Origin of the sequence: Streptosporangium sp. H16, assembly GCF_051918855.1 — a bacterium.
GTDB lineage: Bacteria > Actinomycetota > Actinomycetes > Streptosporangiales > Streptosporangiaceae > Streptosporangium.
Map to the genome: position 1 here is coordinate 21,458 of NZ_JBPXMD010000028.1, position 18,836 is coordinate 40,293.

At 70.1% G+C, this 18,836-nt stretch carries 13 protein-coding genes; 4 read left to right on the forward strand and 9 right to left on the reverse strand.

Annotated elements, in window-relative coordinates:
• The first annotated feature begins 7 nt into the window (after positions 1-7).
• Entirely contained in the window at positions 8-292 is a 285-nt protein-coding gene (locus tag ACTOQ2_RS33700) for a MoaD/ThiS family protein (protein WP_440104860.1), read from the forward strand.
• A 252-nt stretch (positions 293-544) separates the two neighbouring features.
• Here the strand turns inward: ACTOQ2_RS33700 and ACTOQ2_RS33705 are convergent, their stop codons facing one another.
• From ACTOQ2_RS33705 to ACTOQ2_RS33725, 5 genes are all read right to left on the reverse strand, one after another.
• The gene (locus tag ACTOQ2_RS33705; RefSeq protein WP_440104861.1) at positions 545-3,502 is read right to left on the reverse strand and encodes a glycoside hydrolase family 3 C-terminal domain-containing protein; all 2,958 of its coding nucleotides are present in this window, start codon (positions 3,500-3,502) and stop codon (positions 545-547) included.
• Positions 3,503-3,594: 92 nt separating this feature from the next.
• Positions 3,595-4,410 (reverse strand): carbohydrate ABC transporter permease, encoded by an 816-nt coding sequence (locus tag ACTOQ2_RS33710; protein WP_440104862.1) that lies wholly within the window; start codon positions 4,408-4,410, stop codon positions 3,595-3,597.
• On the reverse strand, positions 4,407-5,285 hold the full coding sequence (locus ACTOQ2_RS33715) for a carbohydrate ABC transporter permease (RefSeq protein ID WP_440104863.1): 879 nt from the start codon (positions 5,283-5,285) through the stop codon (positions 4,407-4,409). The genes ACTOQ2_RS33710 and ACTOQ2_RS33715 overlap by 4 nt, the downstream gene beginning before the upstream one ends.
• Before the next feature lie 84 nt (positions 5,286-5,369).
• Positions 5,370-6,674, reverse strand: a complete 1,305-nt coding sequence (locus ACTOQ2_RS33720) for an ABC transporter substrate-binding protein (protein ID WP_440104864.1) — start codon at positions 6,672-6,674, stop codon at positions 5,370-5,372.
• A gap of 10 nt (positions 6,675-6,684) precedes the next feature.
• Positions 6,685-9,015 (reverse strand): TIM-barrel domain-containing protein, encoded by a 2,331-nt coding sequence (locus tag ACTOQ2_RS33725; protein ID WP_440104865.1) that lies wholly within the window; start codon positions 9,013-9,015, stop codon positions 6,685-6,687.
• A gap of 181 nt (positions 9,016-9,196) precedes the next feature.
• On the opposite strand from ACTOQ2_RS33725, the gene ACTOQ2_RS33730 reads away from it, so the two are divergent.
• Entirely contained in the window at positions 9,197-11,245 is a 2,049-nt protein-coding gene (locus tag ACTOQ2_RS33730; RefSeq protein ID WP_440104866.1) for a beta-galactosidase, read from the forward strand.
• Positions 11,246-11,275: 30 nt separating this feature from the next.
• On the opposite strand, the gene ACTOQ2_RS33735 is transcribed toward ACTOQ2_RS33730, so the two are convergent.
• The 3 genes from ACTOQ2_RS33735 to ACTOQ2_RS33745 form a co-directional block, all read right to left on the reverse strand.
• Positions 11,276-11,701 carry a type II toxin-antitoxin system VapC family toxin gene (locus ACTOQ2_RS33735; protein WP_440104867.1) on the reverse strand — a complete coding sequence of 142 codons (426 nt, stop codon included), beginning with the start codon at positions 11,699-11,701 and terminating at the stop codon, positions 11,276-11,278.
• Positions 11,698-11,922, reverse strand: coding sequence for a FitA-like ribbon-helix-helix domain-containing protein (locus ACTOQ2_RS33740; protein WP_440104868.1), 225 nt, complete (start codon positions 11,920-11,922; stop codon positions 11,698-11,700). Before ACTOQ2_RS33740 ends, ACTOQ2_RS33735 begins: the two co-directional genes overlap by 4 nt.
• A gap of 559 nt (positions 11,923-12,481) precedes the next feature.
• A complete protein-coding gene (locus ACTOQ2_RS33745) occupies positions 12,482-12,871 on the reverse strand; it encodes a hypothetical protein (RefSeq protein WP_440104869.1) in 390 nt (129 codons plus the stop codon).
• Positions 12,872-13,441: 570 nt separating this feature from the next.
• Here ACTOQ2_RS33745 and ACTOQ2_RS33750 point away from each other — a divergent pair.
• Both ACTOQ2_RS33750 and ACTOQ2_RS33755 read left to right on the forward strand, forming a co-directional pair.
• Positions 13,442-14,647 carry a hypothetical protein gene (locus tag ACTOQ2_RS33750; RefSeq protein WP_440104870.1) on the forward strand — a complete coding sequence of 402 codons (1,206 nt, stop codon included), beginning with the start codon at positions 13,442-13,444 and terminating at the stop codon, positions 14,645-14,647.
• A gap of 31 nt (positions 14,648-14,678) precedes the next feature.
• Positions 14,679-14,987, forward strand: a complete 309-nt coding sequence (locus tag ACTOQ2_RS33755) for a 4a-hydroxytetrahydrobiopterin dehydratase (protein ID WP_440104871.1) — start codon at positions 14,679-14,681, stop codon at positions 14,985-14,987.
• 200 nt (positions 14,988-15,187) lie between these two features.
• Here ACTOQ2_RS33755 and ACTOQ2_RS33760 read toward each other — a convergent pair whose 3' ends face one another.
• The gene (locus ACTOQ2_RS33760) at positions 15,188-18,514 is read right to left on the reverse strand and encodes a BTAD domain-containing putative transcriptional regulator (protein ID WP_440104872.1); all 3,327 of its coding nucleotides are present in this window, start codon (positions 18,512-18,514) and stop codon (positions 15,188-15,190) included.
• Positions 18,515-18,836 lie beyond the last annotated feature (322 nt).

Below are 18,836 nucleotides of genomic sequence, written 5' to 3' on the forward strand. Positions count from 1 at the left end.
CCGCGTGGTGCTTCCGGCGCATCTGCGCAACCTCGCGAGTGTCGGAGGCGAGGTGGAGCTCCACGTTCCGGGGCAGGCCACGCAGCGCTCGGTCCTCGACGCGCTCGAGGCCCGCTATCCGATGCTGCGCGGGACGATCCGCGATCACGTCACCCAGCGGCGCCGCCCGTTCGTGCGGTTCTTCGCCTGCGAGCAGGACCTGTCCCACGATCCGCCCGACACCCCGTTGCCCGAGCCGGTCGCGACGGGGGCCGAGCCGTTCATGGTCGTGGGGGCCATGGCGGGCGGGTAGACCCGAACGAGGACGAGCGGCACGACACCTTCTGCCCGCGCCGGCCGGCACGGCGGCGGCCGGCACGGGCAGACGGCGCGGACAGCGAAGCCCAGGCCGGGGCGCGTCCTTTGACCTGGTCTGACGGGCGGGGAGTCCAGGGCTTCGAACTCCTGACGTCCCGCTCGCGAGCAGGGTGTCGTCCGCACCCCGTACGGCCCGTCCCCGCCGGGGAACGGGCCGTACGGAAGAACGGACCGTACGGGGAGACGGTCAGCGGGTGAAGGTCACATCCTTGATCCGCAGGGCGCCCCGGAAGACCAGGTAGACGTCCTGCCCGCCCCGCACGCCCGAGACGGGGGCGGTGGCCGTGGCCCACGAGTAGGTCCCGCCGGTGGCGGTCACCGGCACGGTCCCGGCGAGCCTGCCGGTCGGGGAGCCGAGGCGGATCTCGACGGAGGAGGCCGCGGTGGCCGCGACCCCGAGCCGTACGCCGGTGACCCCGGCGCGGAAGCCGGCGTCCTCGAAGGAGATCCACTCACCCGCCGAGGCCCCGACCGCGTCGCCGCGGGCCTTGGTCTCGTCGACCAGTTCGACGCCCGCGTAGTCGTCGAAGTCGGCGGCGCGCGTGACGCGGGTGAGGTCGCGGGCCGGGATGCGCTCGCCGTCCACCCGTACGGTCGCGCGCTGCCGGATCCGGTCGGACGACGAGCCGACCATGACGTCGTGGGTGGACGGCTCCACCGCGAAGCGGCCCCTGGTCACGTCCCACAGGGCCAGGTCCGCGGTCCTGAGCGTGAACCTCACGACCTTCGACTCCCCGGGGGCGAGGCTCACCCGCTGGAAGCCGCGCAGCTGCCTGACCGGTTGCTCCACCCGGGAGGCGTGCTGACGGGTGTAGAGCTGGACGACCTCGTCGCCCGCGCGCGAGCCGGTGTTGGTGACGCGGACGCTCACCTCGTGCCCGTCCCCCTTCGCCACGGCCTTGAGCCCCTGGTAGCCGAAGGTGGTGTAGCTCAGCCCGTGGCCGAAGGCGTACAGCGGGCTCCGCTTCGAGTACAGGTAGGTCGAGCCGGTCTTGACGATGTCGTAGTCGAGGATGTCCGGCAGGGGCGTGCCGGCCTTGGGCCAGGTCTGGGTGAGGCGTCCGGCCGGGTTGGCGTCGCCGTACAGCAGGTCGGCCAGGGCGTGGCCGGTCTCGGCTCCGGCGTGGGTGGTCCACAGGATCGCCGGGACCTTCTCCTGCATCCGGTCGATCGTGGTCGGGTAGCTGTTCTCCAGCACCACCACGGTGTTCGGGTTGGCGGCGTGCACCGCCTCCACGAGCTCCCGCTGCCCCTCGGCGAGGCCGAGGTCGGTCCGGTCGTGGTCCTCGCGGCCGTTGATGAACGGCATGCTGCCGACCACGACCACCGCCACGTCGGCGCTCCTCGCCGCCGCGACGGCCTCGGCGACGCCGCTGCGCACGGTCTCCTTCTCGAAGCGGGTGGCGTCCTCGGCGACGGTCAGGCCGAGCGTGCCGTCGTCCGCCGCCTTGACGTACTTGTTCTGGCCGAACCAGTCGTAGGCGGTCTCGTAGCCCGCGTAGCGCAGCAGCGTCGTGCCGTCGGCCTGCGCCTCCAGCTTGAACTGCTCCTGCACGAACCACCCGGTGGGCTGCTCCTGGTTGTTGACCAGGGTGGACCAGTTGGCGCGGCTGACGTACTTTCCGTTGGCGACGCTGCGCAGGGTGACGATCCCCTGGCCCCAGTCGAAGACGTCGAACTGCTCGGTCGCGCCCGCCGAGGTTCCCGAGAGCCGCAGGTCCGCGCCCGCCCCTGTGCCCGCGGTGAGGTATCTGCCGCCGGACTTGAGCGCGATCCTGTCGACGCCCTCGGAGGTGACCGTGGCGGCCCGCTCCCCGATCCCGTCGAGCGGGGTGACCCGGTACGGGAGCCTGCCCGAGTACCAGTCGGTGTAGAGGGTGTCGGCCAGCGGGCCGACCACCGCGACCTTCTGCGAGGGACGCAGCGGCAGGGTCTTCCCTGAGTTCTTCAGCAGCACCGCCGCCTCGGCCGCGGTCCGCCGGGCCAGCGCGCGGTGCGCGGGACTGTCGACCACGTCCTTGGTGATCTTCCCGTACGGGCCGCCGTCCGGGTCGAACTCGCCGAGCCTGAACCGGAGGACGAGGATGCGGCGGACGGCGGTGTCGAGGTCGGCCTGGGTGAGCAGCCCCCGCGCCAGCGCCTCGTTCACCGCGGCCACCGTCGGGGCGCCGTCGGTGTTGTCCACCGTGAAGCTCTCGACGCCCGCCTTGAGCATGGCGGCGGCACCCTCGGCCTTGGTGGCGAAGTAGCCCTGGGAGCCGGTCAGGTTGTTGGGTCCCCCGGCGTCGGAGACGTTGAACAGCGGCCTGTCGGTCCAGGCCCTGACGGTGGAGTTCAGGTCGGTGACCGTGGCGGGCCGCCCGTTGACCAGGTTGTACGCGGTCATCACGCCGGTGGCCGCGCCCGCCTCCAGCGCGGTCCTGAACGCCGGGTACTCGTACTCGTTCAGGACGCGCGGGCGCAGGCTGGAGGAGGTCGTGTCGCGACGGACCTCGTTGTTGTTGCCCAGGAAGTGCTTGAGCACCGGGGCCGCCCGCAGGTGGTCGGGGTCGTCGCCCTGGATGCCCGAGCCGTACGCGGTGGAGATCGCACCGGTGAGCAGCGGGTCCTCGGAGTAGCCCTCCTCGTTGCGGCCCCAGCGGGGGTCGCGCAGCGGGTTGACGACCGGCGCCCACAGCTGCAGGCCCCACAGGCGGGGGTTCTCCGCGTGGTAGCCCCTGGCCTCCTCCCCGACGGCCGTGCCGACCTTCTTGACCAGGTCGGGGTTCCACGTGCTGGCCAGGCCGACGGCCTGGGGGAACACGGTGCCCTCCGCCGTCACGACGTTCCCGCCGTTGTCGACGTCGGTGGACCAGGCGACGCCGTGCAGCGCCTCGGTGCCGGTCTTGAACAGCCCGATGCCGAGCCGCTCCACCGCGGGCTGGTACTGGTGGAGCCAGGAGACCTTCTCGGCCGTGGTGAGGCGGCCGAGCAGGTCGTCGACGCGCGCCTCCAGCGGGAGCGAGGGGTCGCGGAAGGGGTACTCGGGGGCCGTAGCCGTACGGGCGGGGGATCGCTCGTGGGCCGCGTGGGCGGGGGCCGCGGACAACCCCAGGGTCAGGACCGTCGCGGCCATCACCGCGACGGACGTGGTGGATAACGACATTTCGCCTCCAGGTCAGGGGGAGTCGAACGGGACGCCGTCCGCCCCCGAGCGGCGTACGGCGTCGAGGGAGTGTCGAGGAATGTCGAGAGGGGTCACTTGACGGCGCCGACGGTCACGCCGCGGGTCAGCGTGCGCTGGAAGATGAGGAAGAAGACGACGGCCGGGAGGATGCCGAGCAGCGCCGAGGCGCTGGACATCGTCGCGTCCATCATCTTGTCGCCCTGCAGGACGCCCAGCGCGACGGGGACGGTCTGGTTCTCGTTCGAGATGAGGAAGACCAGCGGCAGGAAGAACTCGTTCCAGGTCCAGATGAAGAAGAAGACGAGCAGCACGCTCAGCGTCGGCCTGCTGATCGGCACGACGACCTGCCACAGGGCCCGCCACTTGCCCGCTCCGTCGAGGGCCGCGGCCTCCAGGATCTCGCGCGGGAAGCGGCCGAGCACCGAGGCGAGCAGGTACGTCCCGAAGGCGCTCTGGATGACCGTGAAGATGATGATCACCCCGAGCCGGGTGTCGTAGAGGCCGACCTGCTTGGCCAGGTAGTACAGGGGATAGACCAGCGCCTCCTGCGGCAGCGTGTTGGCCACCAGGAAGAGGACCAGGATCCACATCCGGCCGCGCACCCTGCCGATGCCGAGCGCGTAGGCGTTGAGCACCGACAGCACCGTGGCGAGCACCGCGACCGAGCCGCTGATCAGCAGGCTGTTCCACAGCTTGCCGCCGAAGTCGACCCGGTTCCAGAACTCGACGATCCCGTCGAGGTAGAGCTCCGAGGGCAGGCCGAGGGGCCCGCCCGAGGAGTAGTCGGCCGGGGACTTCACCGCGTTGAGCGTGACGATGGCGAACGGCACCAGCATCGCGACGGCCAGCACGACCAGCGAGACCAGGACCGAGTATTTCCGGATCATGCTTCCCTGTCCTGAACTCGCAGGAAGAACACCGTCACCGCGATGATCACGAGGGTGAGCACGGTGGCGATCGCCGCGCCGTACCCGACGTTGGCCTTCTCGAAGAAGTTCTGGTAGCTGAAGTAGGACGGCACAAGCGTGGCCCCGCCGGGTCCGCCCCTGGTGAGCACGAAGATCGGCCCGAAGACCTTGAGCGCGGCGATCGTGCAGGTCAGCAGGACCACGTAGATCTCCGGCCGGATCTGCGGGATCGTGATGTGCCAGAACCTGCGCCACCACGACGCGCCGTCCATCTCGGCGGCCTCGTACAGGGCGGGGTCGACCCGCTGCAGCCCGGCCATGAAGATGACGACCGGGTAGCCGATCTGGAACCACACCATGATCGCCATCACGCTCGGCAGCGCCCAGGCCGGGTCGCCGAGCCAGTTCCTCGGCTCCATCCCCAGCAGCCCGAGCAGCTCGTTGAGCGCCCCGAAGCGCGGATGCATGATCCAGCCCCAGACGATCCCGGCGACCGCGACCGGCAGCACCTGCGGCAGGTAGTACGCGGCCCGCAGCGCCCCGGCGGTCCGGGGGCCGAACCTCCTGCTCACGTGGTCGAACAGGGTCGCCGCGAGGAGCAGGCCGATGAGCGTGGGGACGATCGCCATCGCGACGATCAGCGCGACGTTGTTGCGGAAGGAGGTCCAGAACCGCGCGTCGGCCACGAGCCTCGCGTAGTTGTCCAGCCCGATCCACCGCGGGTCGCCGATCCCCTGCCACCGGGTGAACCCGATCCCGACGTTCATCAGGAACGGCACCGCGACGACCGCGATGAACAGCACGGTGCTCGGCAGCAGGAACACCCAGTACCCGCGGTCGCGAGACCTCTGCATCGGAGGTCTCCTCTCTGTCTTCCGTACGTACGCCCGTGCCGTGACCTGACATGACGGCGTCACGGCACGGGGCGCGAAGGGGGGTCAGTTGCCGAGGTCGGCGAGGTTCTCCTCGTACGGCGCGGCGATCTCGTCCAGGACCTGGTCGGAGGTCTTGGTGCCGTTGATGATGTTCTGCACGCCCGACACGAGCACGTCGTAGTAGCCGGGCGCCGGCCAGTCGGGGTAGAAGGCCAGCCCGTCGGAGGTCGAGAGCGTGTTGAAGTTCTCGATCAGCTCCTTGCTCTTCTCGTCGGTGATCGCGGCGGTGTCGGCCGCCACCGGGATGCCGCCGGAGTTGCCGAGCAGGTTCTGGATGTCCTTGCTCATCGTGATGTCGATGAAGTCGTAGGCCAGGTCCTTGTTCTTCGCGTTCTCCGGGACGACCCACATGTTGCCGCTGGACCCGGCGCTCATCGTGTTGCCCGGCCACAGGAACGAGCCCCACTCGAAGTCCTTGATCTCGCTCGCGAGGCGGCCGTACCACCAGCTGCCCGTGACCATGATCGGGTACTTGCCGCCGATGAAGGACACGCCCATGTCCTCGGCCTTGATACCGGCGGAGTCCTTGCCGATGTAGCCCTTCTTCACCCAGCCGGCGAGGGTGTCGGCCGCGTATTTGAACTCCGGGCCCTTGAAGTCGACCTTGCCCTTGTAGAGCTGGAAGGCGTCCACCCACGGCCGCTGCGCCTTGCTCAGCGCGAGCTGGTAGAAGATCTGCTGCGCGGGGTACTCGGCGCCGCCGACGGCGAGGGGGGTGGTCCCGGCCTTGGCGAACGTGTCGAGCGCGACGGTGAACTCCTCGAAGGTCGTGGGCACCTTCACGCCCGCCTTCTCGAACGCGTCCTTGTTGTAGTAGACCATCACGTACTCGGCGTAGTTGGGGACGCCGTACCACTTGCCCGCGCCCATGACGCCGCGCTCGTCGTATCGCGCGGTCGTCTGGATGGAGGGGCTGAGCAGCTTGTCCCAGCCCCGCTTGGTCACCTCCGGGGTGAGGTCGGTGAGCAGGCCCTGCTTCGACAGCAGGCCGGCCGAGGCGTTGCCCTTGTTGTACTCCATCACGTCGGGGACCTCGTCCGAGTTGAGGATCATCCCCGCCGACTGGCGGATCTGCTCGAACGCCTTCTCCTCGAACTTCACCGTCACGCCGGGGTGCGTGGCCTGGAACCGCTTGACGGCCTCGGTCCAGGCCTTGCCCATCGCGCTGTCGGCGCCCTCGTAGTACCAGAGCTTCAGGACGCGGGGACCGTCCGCGGCGGGCGTCTCCGCCGCCTTCTCGGTGCCGCCGCAGGCGACGAGCACCGCGAGCGCGGCCACCAGGGCGACACCCGCCTTGAGGTTGACCATGGTTCTTCTCCTAGATGGTGGTGATGACGATCGGGACGCCTGGGCCCACCAGCTCGACGCCCGCGATCCGCGCGCTCCCCGAGACGGTCATCCGCAGGCCCTCCCCCTCGGGAACCGCGGTGATCGTGGTGTCCCCGTCGAGGTCGGAGACGACCGTGCTCCTCTCTCCGGCACCGGAGCCCGGGCCGGTGTACAGGCCGGAACCGCCGCCGACGCCGTACGCGACCAGGGTGATCTCCCCGAACGTCCCGTCCCCGACGGTCCCGCCCGGGTCGGCGAGGACGGGGACGATCGCACCGCGCCGGGCGAAGAGGGGGATGCGGTCCAGCGGCGGGGCGACCGTGACGTACCGGCCGCCGGGCAGGATCTCGCCCGTCCAGTGGTCCACCCACTCCCCTTGCGGCAGGTAGACCTTCCTGACCTGCTCCGGCGAGGTCATCGGCGCCACCAGCAGGTCGCGGCCGAGGAGATACTGCAGGTCGGCCTGCCAGGCCACCGGGTCGTCCGGGTGGTCGACGCACAGCGCCCGCATCATCGGCGCCCCGGTCCTGGCGGCCTCGACGGCCGCCGTGTAGATGTACGGCATGAGCCGGTAGCGCAGCCTCAGCGCCTCGACCGCCTCCGCCTCGACCTCGGGGAACTCCCACGGCTCCCGGCTGGTGGTGCCGTGCAGGCGCAGCAGCGGGGAGAGCGCGCCGAACTGGGTCCACCTGACGTACAGGTCGTCGGTGGGCCGGCCGGTGAACCCGCCCGCGTCGTGGCTCCAGAACGGGACGCCGGACAGGCCGTGCGCCAGCCCGCCGCGCAGCGTGCTGCCCATCGCGGCGTAGCTGGTGTAGGTGTCGCCGCTCCACTGCGCCGAGTGCCGCTGCCCGCCGAGGAACGACGAGCGCGCCCACACCATGCCGTGCCCGGCGATCTCCCGGGTCACCTCGGAGACGGCGTCGTTGAACAGCAGCGTGTAGACGTTGTGCAGGTCGGTGCCCGACATGCCGTTGGCCGCGACCGCGTCGTGCGGCACGCCCTCGGCGAAGTCGGTCTTGAAGACCTGGACGCCCTGCTCCAGCAGCGGGCGGAGCAGCCCCTTGAACCACTCGGTGGCGGCGGGGTTGGTGAAGTCGACGATGCCGCAGGCCGGGTAGGAGCCGTGCCAGCAGTCGGCCACGTAGACCTCACCATCCTGCTTTTTAAGGAAATATCCGCTTTCGGCCGCTTGTGGGAAGGCCGGGCTGAGGTGGGAGACGTACGGGTTCATCCACAGGCAGACCTTGAAGCCCATCGCGTCCAGCTCGGCCAGCATCCCCGCCGGGTCGGGAAAGCCCTCCGCGTCCCAGCGCATGTCCGACCAGTGCCCGTCCGTCTGCCAGTACGTGTCCAGGTGCAGCACGTCGCACGGGATCCCCCGCTCGCGGATCCGCCGCGCCCTGGCCATCACCCGCTCCTGGGTGTCGACGAAGAACCCCGAGGAGATCCAGGTGCCGAACGCCCACTTCGGCGGGAGCAGCGGGCGGCAGGTCAGCAGGTCGTACCGGCCGAGCACCTCCGGCGGGGTGGGCCCGGCGATCACGTAGTAGTCGATCAGGTTGTCGGGGACCACGATCTGCACGCAGCTGTGCGTGGACTGGCACACGTCGAACTCCACCGGCGTCCCGCTGTCCACCAGCACCCCGTAGCCCCTGCTGGACAGGTAGAACGGGATGTTCTTGTACGCCCGCTGCGACTCGGCGCCGAACGCGTCGAAGTTCCACATCACCGGCCGCTGGCCGCGCTTGTCGAGCCGGGTGAACGACTCGCCGAAACCGCCGAACGCCTCGTCGGCGGGGGCCACGAAGCTCTCGTGGTAGCCGACCACCGCGCCGTCCGCGCTGGAGCGGCCGAACGGCAGCGTGCGCAACCGGCCGCTGATGTCGGTGTGCCCCCGGTCCTGCTCCAGCAGCGGCGCCCCGCTCGCGTCGGTGAACCTCAGGTGCCAGGGCGCCAAGGTGATCTCCGCGCGGAGCGATCCCGCGTCGAGCACGATCGTCCCGTCGCGGCTCTCCACCCGCGCTCCGGCGAACTCGCCCGGCGTGACCATGGAGATCGCGGCGGCCGACCTGGTCCGCGCGTCCGCGTCCTGCCCGAGCCTGACCCGGATCACCCCCTCGCCCGCCACACCCACCTGGACCAGGAGCGTCTCCTCCGCCGAGGTCACCGCCTTCAGGATCACCCCGGCCGCGTCGGAGGCCACCGGCTCCGCCGAGATCAGCGCCGACAGGCCGCCCTCGCCGTGCGAACGAACGGGCAGCTCCGGCGGATCGGCGACGAAGTACTCGTGCGCGACCAGGGGAGGGCGGTAAGGCATGGGAACTCCAGCGCTCGGGTCTACTCCTGCCGAGTTAGTTTTACGTCCAAACCAACAAACGTCAATGGCCCGACCTGCCGAGGTCGCCTACGGCCGGATCCGTCAGGGCCCGAGACCCCTTGAGCGTGACCCGCCACCCGTGGATAATTAGTTTAGTTACCATCCAAATAAAGGAGCGGCCGTGGACTGGCCTGGGCGGTTCGGCGGGCTGTGTTACGGCGGGGACTACAACCCCGAGCAGTGGCCGGAGGAGGTCTGGAAGGAGGACGTCGCGCTGATGCGGCGGGCCGGGGTCAACCTGGTCAGCGTCGGGGTGTTCTCCTGGGCCCGGCTGGAGCCGTCACCGGGCGTCCACGACTTCGGGTGGCTCGACCGCGTCCTCGACCTGCTGCACGACGGCGGGATCGGGGTGAACCTCGCCACCCCGACCGCCTCCCCTCCTCCCTGGTTCGGCCTGGCCCACCCCGACGCCCTCACCGTCACCCCCGACGGCACCCGGCTCACCCACGGCAGCCGCGACACCTACTGCGTGCATGCCCCCGCCTACCGCGCCGCCTGCGTCAGCGTCGCCCGCACCCTCGCCGAGCGCTACCGCGACCACCCGGCGCTCGCCATGTGGCACGTCCACAACGAGTACGGCACCCCCTGCCACTGCGAGCACGCCGCCTCGGCCTTCAGAACCTGGCTACGTGCCCGGCACGGCACCCTGGACGCGCTGAACGACGCCTGGACCACCTCGTTCTGGAGCCAGCACTACTCCGCGTGGGAGCAGATCACCCCACCCCGCGCCACCCAGTACCTGCCCAACCCCTCCCAGGTCCTCGACTTCCGCCGGTTCGTCTCCGACGCGATGCTCGACCACTTCCGCGAGCAGAGAGCCGTGCTGCGCGAGCTCACCCCCGGCGTCCCGGTCACCACGAACTTCGTCCTCGGCGACTGGGTGCCGGTGAACCACCGCCACTGGGCGGCCGAGGTCGACCTCGTCGCGATCGACCACTACCCGTCGGCCGACCCGCCCGCCGAGACCGCCTTCGCCGCCGACCTGGCCCGCGGCTGGGCCGCGAACCCGGAACGTAGCCCGGCCACGGACCTGAGTCCAGCCCCGGAACACAGCCCAACCGCGGACCCGAGCCCGGCCCCGGAGCATGCCCCTGAACGCGGCCCGGCCCTCGGAAAACCCTGGCTGCTGATGGAGCAGGCGGTGGTCACCTACACCGGCCCGCGGATGCTCGCCAAGCGCCCCGGTGAGATCACCAGGCTGAGCCTGTCGCACATCGCGCGCGGCTCGCGGGGGGCCATGTTCTTCCAGTGGCGAGCCTCCCGGGGCGGCGCCGAACTCTGGCACGGCGGCATGGTCCCGCACGCCGGGCCCGACTCCCGGATCTTCCGCGAGATCTGCGACCTGGGCGCGCTCCTGCCGTCCCTGACCGACGCCTGCGCGGCCCCCGTCGAGGCCGGGGCCGCGATCCTCTGGGACGCCGAGGCGGGCTGGGCGCTCCAGTCCCCCGGCCTGCCCTCCACCGAGCTGGACTACGCCGAGACCGTACGCCAGGCCCACCGGGTCCTCTACCGGCACGGCGTCACCGCCGACCTCGTCCACCCCTCCGCCGACCTGTCGGCGTACCCGCTCGTGCTCGTCCCGGCCCTGTATCTCCTCTCCGACGCCGACGCCGACAACCTGCGCCACTACGTGTCGGGCGGCGGCACCCTCGTGGTCTCCTACCTCAGCGGCGTCGCCGACGAACACGCCCGCGTCCGCCTCGGCGGCTATCCCGGCGCCCTCCGCGACCTCCTCGGCATCCGCGTCGAGGAGGTCCACCCCCTCCCGCCCGACGTCGCCCTCACCCTGTCCGCCCCGGACGCCCTCGACGACGACCGGCAGCCGGAGGCGGGAACGTCCTGGAGCGAGCACCTCCACCTCGAAGGCGCCGAGCCCCTGGCCGTCTACACCGGCCCGCACGCCTCCGGCACCCCGCTCGCCGGACAACCCGCCATCACCCGCCACTCCTACGGCTCCGGCACCACCCTCTACATCTCCACCCGCCTGTCCGACACCGCCTACGCCCACCTGCTGGGCCTGAAACCGGCCCCCGTGGAACTCGTACGACGCGGCGAGTGGCTCTTCGCCATCAACCACGACGACAAGGAACACGAGACGCAGGGCCTGCGCCTGCCTCCGGGCGGTTTCTCCGTACGAGTGCACGGCGATTCGGAGCCTCGATTTTCATGACCCCGCCGGCCCCTGTGCGGGCGTGTCCGGTTAACGGCTCTGGCCCGCTTGCGGTGGCGGGTAGCGGTGGATCTCCGCCCAGTGCCCGGTCGAGCCGGCGAACTTGGCGTCGTCGGTGAGCAGCGGCACCCCCAGCAACTCGGCGAGGGCCACATACATACCGTCGTAGGCGGTGAGGTTGTTGCGCAGTTCCAGTACCCGAGGCTGCAGCGGCAGCATCGGATGGCGGACGATCTTGAGCTGGGCGTAACGCTCCAGCATGACCTGGGCCCGCGCCGGGGAGACGCGCACCTCCGGCTTGCTGGTGATCACATGTCCGCGCACCACCGAGGCGATCTCCACGTCGATCAACGCAGGGGCGTGCACCTTGCGGGCCAGTCGTTGGCGGAGAAGGTCATCCCCCTTCACGTTGGCCAGGAGACGGAAGACTATGGAGGCGTCGACGACCAGGCTCACCTGTGCCCCTCGCGCCTCGTCTCGCGGACGAAGTCGGGGTTGTACGGCACCGGCTCATCAGTAGCGATCTTGGCCATCACCTCGTCCAGCGTCGGAGTGGAGGCCTCCTCGTTCAGCAGGTCGCGCACGTACGCCGTCAGCGACTTGCCCTCGCGCTCAGCCCTCGCCTTCAGCGTCCGCTCGGTCTCCTCGGGGACGTCCCGGATCTGCATGATTCCCATGCCTCCACTTTAGCATGCACCATGCATGCACTCTGGGCGACAAGGCAAGGCCGTCCCGAGCTCACGAGCACCTCACCCGCCTGAACCGTCTTCGCGCAGGCCCGTGAAGGAGACCTCTGTCCCCGCGAGCGGTTCCTGGTCGCCGCACCACCGCTCGCGGGAATCAGCTGCGTCGGCACGAGGAAGCGCGCTCTCCGTGCCGACGCGCTGCTCAAGGTGGGTTCACCTCGTCCGGGGAGGGCATGGCCCCGAGATTCGTTGTGGCCGGTCCGGCGGGCGGTCGGGAGTTCGTTCCGGCGGCCCTGGGGTTGGTCGGCTCGGGTGATCGGCAGCGGTCCACATGGGCGCCGTGGCACCGTCGGGCGAAGTTCGCCACAGGTCGAGTTCCACCTGTTGCATCCGGTCCCACAGCTCAGCGGCACTGCCTGCGTGGACGGCACGAAAGCACGCCGGATCCCTGCACTCCCACGCTTCGAACCGCCGGTATCGCAGGCTCCACCAGACCAGCCATCCGTACGCGTAGCTCTGCAACTGCTTGGCGGCCCGCACCGCGTCGGCGTCAGCACGGGTCGACATGCTCTGCCAGGATCACGTCGGCCAGCAGCGGCAACTCGCAGCCCAGCAGCGTTGTGAGGGGGCGGGCCCGGAGGATCTCGTAATGCTCGGCGAGCCGCGCGGCGGTCGTGACCTCGTCCGAGGCGGCGCTGAGCAGATGGTCGCCTGATCCGTCGAGTTCAGGGCTGGTCCACCAGAAGTTCTCACCGTCGCTGTAGGCCAGGAGCCCGCGATAGACGGACACGATGGCGTTGCCGGAACGAAGTTCGTGGATGTCAGCCAAGATGCCGTGGGCGCGGTCCAGTTCGATGACCAGTTCCTCAGCGCGGAGCCAGGCGTCGGTAGGCGGTGCGGCAGCACGCGCCGAGGATGAGAGACCGCCGCGCCTGCTCACGGGAGCGTTGCTACGCTTCGGGACCGCGTTCATATCGCCACCCCTCGCCGGGACGGAGAAGCGGGGTTCGGCGATCGGCCCCAGCCGGAGGCGTCGGTGACCGTCGCCGACCGCGCGTGACGCCCGGGCCGAACCTGGGACGGGGCCGTGGGCGGGTGCACCTTCGGCGGGCGCGACGGCACCGCCGCCGGTAGCCGACCGCCCAGGCCCAGACGCCGCCGCGCGGCCATCCGGGCGCACACCTGCCGAGGCGTGGGCTGCTCCCACAGATGGTCACGGCGGCGCGGAAGGCTACGCGCCTCGTGGGCATAGGGGGCGTGTCCGCACCAGCGGCAGCCAAGCGGCAACGGCGGATTGTCCGCTCTCCAGCGGATCCGGATGGCTCTAATGTTGGCCATGGGTCAGGACTCACTTCCTGATCGAGGGGCCCGTACGGCGTGTCAGCGCCTGCGGGTCCCGCTTCTGTCGCATCACCTCCCATCAGAACGCTGCGTAATCCCTTCGGTACAGGTGCGTTTGGAGGACACTGAGGGCGACAAGCCCTCCCCGACTCCGGCGAAGAGGTGTGCGATGACCGCCGGTCTTCCTGCGTGGGCTGTACGGCTCCGCGACGAACGACGCAACAGGTTGTGGTCCCAGCGCGAGATGGCCCGCCGACTCGTCGAGGCCGCCGACGAGGAGACGCGCGGCCAATTGCCCGCCCGCGAGACCATCATTCGCCGGATCAAGGCGTACGAGGCCGGACACAACCAGCCCGGTGACCCCTACCGCGTGCTGTACGCGCGAGCGTTCGGCGTTACCGAGGCCATACTGTTCCGGGAAGAACACCACCAGGCGATCCTGGGCCCCCTTCCAGTGACCGTTCCAAGCCTCCAGGTCTCCCCGGGCCGCTGTGTGGCGCCGGAGTTGGTGGACTACTTTCGCCTCCAGTTGCTGAGCCACTATGCCGCTGACGCGTTCTTGGGGCCTCGCCATCTGATCGGCACCGTCGTGGTTCAGTACCAGTCCATCGCCGAGCTCGCAGGCCAGGCGAAAGGCGAGGTACGGCGCGAGTTACTCCGCCTCGGTGCGGGCTTCGCCGCCTTCGCCGGATGGCTGTGTCAGGACGCGGGCGTGACCGAGCAGGCGGCCTTGTGGCTCAACGTCAATCTGGATATGGCGCACCGCGCTCAGGACGTCCAGCTGATCAGTCATGCCCTCACGAACAAGGCGATGCTGGCCGCTGATCTCGGTGATGCCTCCATCGTGATCGACCTTACCGCTGCGGCCTTGTCGAACCGGAGCAGGCTCATGCCCAAGACGCAGGTGCTCGCTCTGCAGCAAAGTGCCCACGGGTATGCGCTGGCGTCGGACCGTGCCCGCTGTGACACGTTGCTGGATGAGGCTGCGGCACTCATCGACGACATCGACGATGACCGCATGTGGGGAAACGCCTGCCGAACGCCCAACTACGTGGAGATCCAACGAGCCACCTGCTATGGGCGGCTCGGGCTTAATGTTGAAGCTGTCGCCCTCTGGGAGCAAATCCTTCCGTCCGTACCGACCACGGCCCGCCGTGACATCGGAGTTTTCCTGGCTCGGCAGGGTGCCGCCCTTGCTGCGGTCCCCGAGCCTGAACGAGCGACGGAAGTGGCCAAGAAGGCGATCGAGCTTCTGCGTCAGACCGGTTCGGTGCGCCAGCGTGCGGAACTGGTCGCCATGCCGAACCGAATGGATGCGTGGGTGAATACCGCTAAAGGGCGGGAGATGACTGAGATGCTGGCGAGTGTCACATAGGAGGAAGCTTGAGAGACGGGAGGTGGTAAGCGTGGGTCTTCGTGATCCTCTGTCCGCCGAGGAGGTTGCGCGACGCTTGGCATCGAGCGGCTGGTCCGGCGACACCCGTCAGATCAGCAAGAGCTACTCGATCGATTACGACAGCGCGATGCGTGCTGTCGCGGAAATCGCCCAGGTCGCCATTGAGCTGGAACATCGTCCCGACATCGATATCCGCTGGGATTTCCTGCGGATCACCATGACCACCCACACAGCGGGCGACGTCGTGACCGAGCTGGACTTTCTTCTTGTAGCGCGAATCAACAAGATCGTCGAAAAGCATGGAACCGCAACAGCCTGAAGCGCATGCCTGGCGACACGGTGCGGACCGGTGAGCGATAGCCACCACGCCCACCTCACCTGGCCACCGATCTCAGATCACCTGAGAAAGAAGAGCAGAGATCGGTGGATCCACCACACCCCTATCGGCAGATCCACCGTGACAAAACCCAGAATTCCTTCCACTGCGGATGTCGGTGTCGAGCAACCCTTGAGCGGGAGTCATTCCCCGTCCTCCGCGAACTCGCCTCTGTCGTAGGCGCGGTCGTAGGGGTCGTAGGAGTCGTCATTGACGTAGTGGTCCATGTCCTCGCGGTATTTTCGGTCGTCCAGGAGCGGCATGCCGCGGGACGCGGCGGCGAAATCGGCCCGCGACGCACCGGGCGCGCGCGTCGTTCGCGAGGCGAGCGTGATCTCGGCCAGTTCGCGCCAGTCCCGCCGCCCACCGGCCAGGGTCGCCTCGGTGAACGCGGTCTCGCCGAGGCGGTTCCGCGTGTCCTCGACGATCCTGGAGACGTCCGGCTGCGAACGATCCGGCGTACCGCGCACGCCGTCGCTCGCCGCGAGCAGCCGCACGGCCTGCTCGTACTGTCCCTGGCGCAGCGCGAGATCCGCGATCCCGATCAGCACCTCGGCGATCAGCGGCGGGTACATCGTCTCCACGGCCGCGTGGAACGCCTCGGTCCGATGCGCGCGGGCCTTCTGGAGATCCTCGGTGAGGTAGCCGTACAGGTCCATGACCTTGGCCCTGGCGCGAACCTTGTCGCTCAGTTCCTCGTTGCCCAGCATCGTCCGCACCGTGGCCAGGTGCTGGTGCGCCTCGTCCGGCTCGCCGCGCCAGCGCGCCAGCTGCGCCTTCGAGAGCGCCAGCTCGGCGAGCGTGTCCGGCCAGGCGATCTCGCCCGTGCACCGCTGCGCCTCGGCCATGGCGGACGTGCTGGACCGCTCGTCGCCGAGCAGCCAGTACAGCTGAGCCTGCCGCGCCCGCAGACCGACCACGTCCTCGGTCGCGCCCACCTCGGTCAGCGCCACGACCGCCTCCTCGTAGTGCTCGCACGCGCGTGCGAGCTCGCCGCGCATGGCGAGCCGGTCGGCCAGGAAGGTCAGCGCCATCGAGATCCCCCACCGGTCGCCCAGCGTGCGGAACCCGGCGAGGGCGATCTCGATGTCGGCGTCCACGTCGGTCTCGTCGCCGCCGAGCGTGAGCCGCAGCCGGCCACGGGTGAGCCTGGCCTGCGCGCGCACCCACGGGTCGTCGTCGGCGATGAGCGGCTCGAACGCGGACAGGAACCCCGTCGGCTCCCGCAGCATCCGCTCCAGCGGCCCGATGAACCCGAGCAGCGAGTTGCGATACCCGCCGTGCCGGATGAGCCGGTGCGCCTCGTGGATCCACTCCCGCGCCTGATACTGATCGCGGCCGGGCCCGGAGGTCACGAACACCGTCACGATGGTGTACGCCATCGCCCGCACATCATCGGACACCTCACCGGGCAGCGAGGCCGCCGCGATGCTCAACTCGGTGCCCTCGGCCCTGTGCCCGCTGAGATACCAGTACCAGCCCACGGCCCCGACCAGCCGCATCGCCTCCTGTGCCCACCCCTCGGCGATCGCCCCGCGCAGGGCCGCACCGATGTTGTCGCGCTCGGCGTCGAGCGTGGACAGCCACTCCAGCTGCCCGGCCCGGCGCAGGTGCGGGTCGGCCGTCTCGGCCAGCTCGGTGAAGTAGGCGAGGTGCGCCCGGCGCACCGGCTCGGTCTCCCCGGCCTCGGCGAGCCGGTGCGCCGCGTACTCCCTGATGGTGTCGAGCATGCGATAGCGCGGCGCGCCCTCGCCGTCGGCGAGCAGCAGCGACTTCTCGATCAACGCGGTCAGCACGTCGAGCACCTGCTCGCCGGCGAACGTCTCGTCCCCGCACACCCGTTCGGCCGCCTCCAGGCTCGCCCCGCCGGAGAACACCGAGAGCCGCCGCAGCACGCCGCGTTCGGCCTCGCTCAGCAGATCCCAGCTCCAGTCCACGACCGCGCGCAGCGTCTTGTGCCGGGGAAGCGCCGTACGGCTGCCGCCGGTCAGCAGGCGGAACCGGTCATCGAGCCGGCGTGCCAGCTGATCGACGGACATGGTGCGCAGCCGCGCCGCGGCCAGTTCGATCGCCAGCGGCATCCCGTCGAGCGCCCGGCAGATCCGCGCCAGGGCCGCCAGGGTGTGCGCGTCGGAGCCGATGTCCTTGCGCAGCAGACCCGCGCGGTCCCGCAGCAGCCGCACCGCGGGCGAAGATCCGACCTCGGCGGGGTCCGCTCCCTTCGCGGGCAGCGCGAGTGGCTCGACCTGCCACAGCACCTCCCCGGTGATGCCGAGTGGTTCCCTGCTCGTGGCCAGGATCCGCAGCCTCCGGCACTCCCCCAGAAGCCGGTCCGCGAAAGCCGCGGCCGCCTCGATCATGTGCTCGCAGTTGTCCAGTATCAGCAGGATCGCGCGCTCCCGGAGCGCGGCGATGAGCCGATCCATCGGTTCCCCGCCCCGCGCGCCGCCGAGCAGCGCCTGGTCACGCAGGCCGATCGCGGCGAGGGCGGCCTGCGCCGGCTCACCGCCCGCCCGGACCGAGGCCAGTTCGATCAGCCACGCCCCGTCCGGCAGCTCGGTGAGCATCGTCCGCGCGGTCTCCGTGGCCAGCCTCGTCTTGCCGGAGCCGCCCGCCCCCGTCAAGGTGACCAGCCGGTGCCCGGCCGACAGACCGGCGACCTCGGAGACGTCGTCGTTCTTGCCGACGAAACTCGTCAGCTCGGCGCGCAGGTTCGTCCTGTGGTTCTCCGCCCGCTCGCCCAGCTCGCCCCGCAGCAACGCGGTGTGCAGCGCGGAGAGCTCGGCCGACGGATCGGCGCCCAGATCCTCGGCGAGCCGCTCGCGCGTCCGCTGGTACACGGTCAACGCCTCGGCACCACGCCCCGCCTCGGCGAGCGCGCGCATCAGGGCCGCCACGAAGCCCTCCCGCAGCGGATGCGTGGCGACCAGCTCGGTCAGCTCGGAGACCAGCTCCGAACCACGGCCGAGGCGAACGTCCGCGTCCACCCGATCCCCGAGCGCGGCGACGTGGAGTTCGTCCAGGCGCGCGACCGCGGCGTCGAACACCTCGCTGTCGCGCGGTGCGACGTCCTCCATGGCCGTACCGCGCCACAACGCCAGGGCCGAGCGCAGCAGGTCCGCCCGCGCCGCGGGCTCGGCGGCGGCACGGGCCTGACCGACCAGGTGCTCGAACCGGCACACGTCCACGGCGTCGGGAGACACCGCCAGCCGGTACCCGCCGGACTCCGCCTCGATCACACCGTCGGGCAGCACCCTGCGCAGCCTGGACACCAGCGCCTGCAGGGCGTTCACCTCGTCCGCGGGCGGCCGTCGCCCCCAGATCCAGTCCACCAGCCTCCCGCGCGAGACGATCCGGCCGGGTTCGAGGGCGAGGGCGGCCAGCAGCGCGCGCAGCCTGATTCCGGGAACCTCCACCACGGCCCCGTCACGGTTCCGGACCTCGAACGGCCCGAGCAATCCAACTCGCACATCACCTCGCACATCAGGCATTGTGCCGAACCGCGTCGGCGGCCGTGTCAGCGGTCGTGTCAGCGGTCGTGTCAGCACGGCGACGGCCCGGTATCAGCGCGGTCGGCGACGGTGAACGCATGAACGGTCCGGCGGGTGCGACCTCAGGGCCTCAGGGCCTCGGGGCCGCGAAAACGCGTCATCGCGTTTTCACGCGGCGCCATCGCCGCGATCGACGCAGCGATCGACGACGGGCACTCGCCTGAGCGCGCTTCCCGTGGTTGACAGCGCTTCCGAACGCGACGTAATTTCCGAGCTACCGCAAACACGTAATATCTCGAAA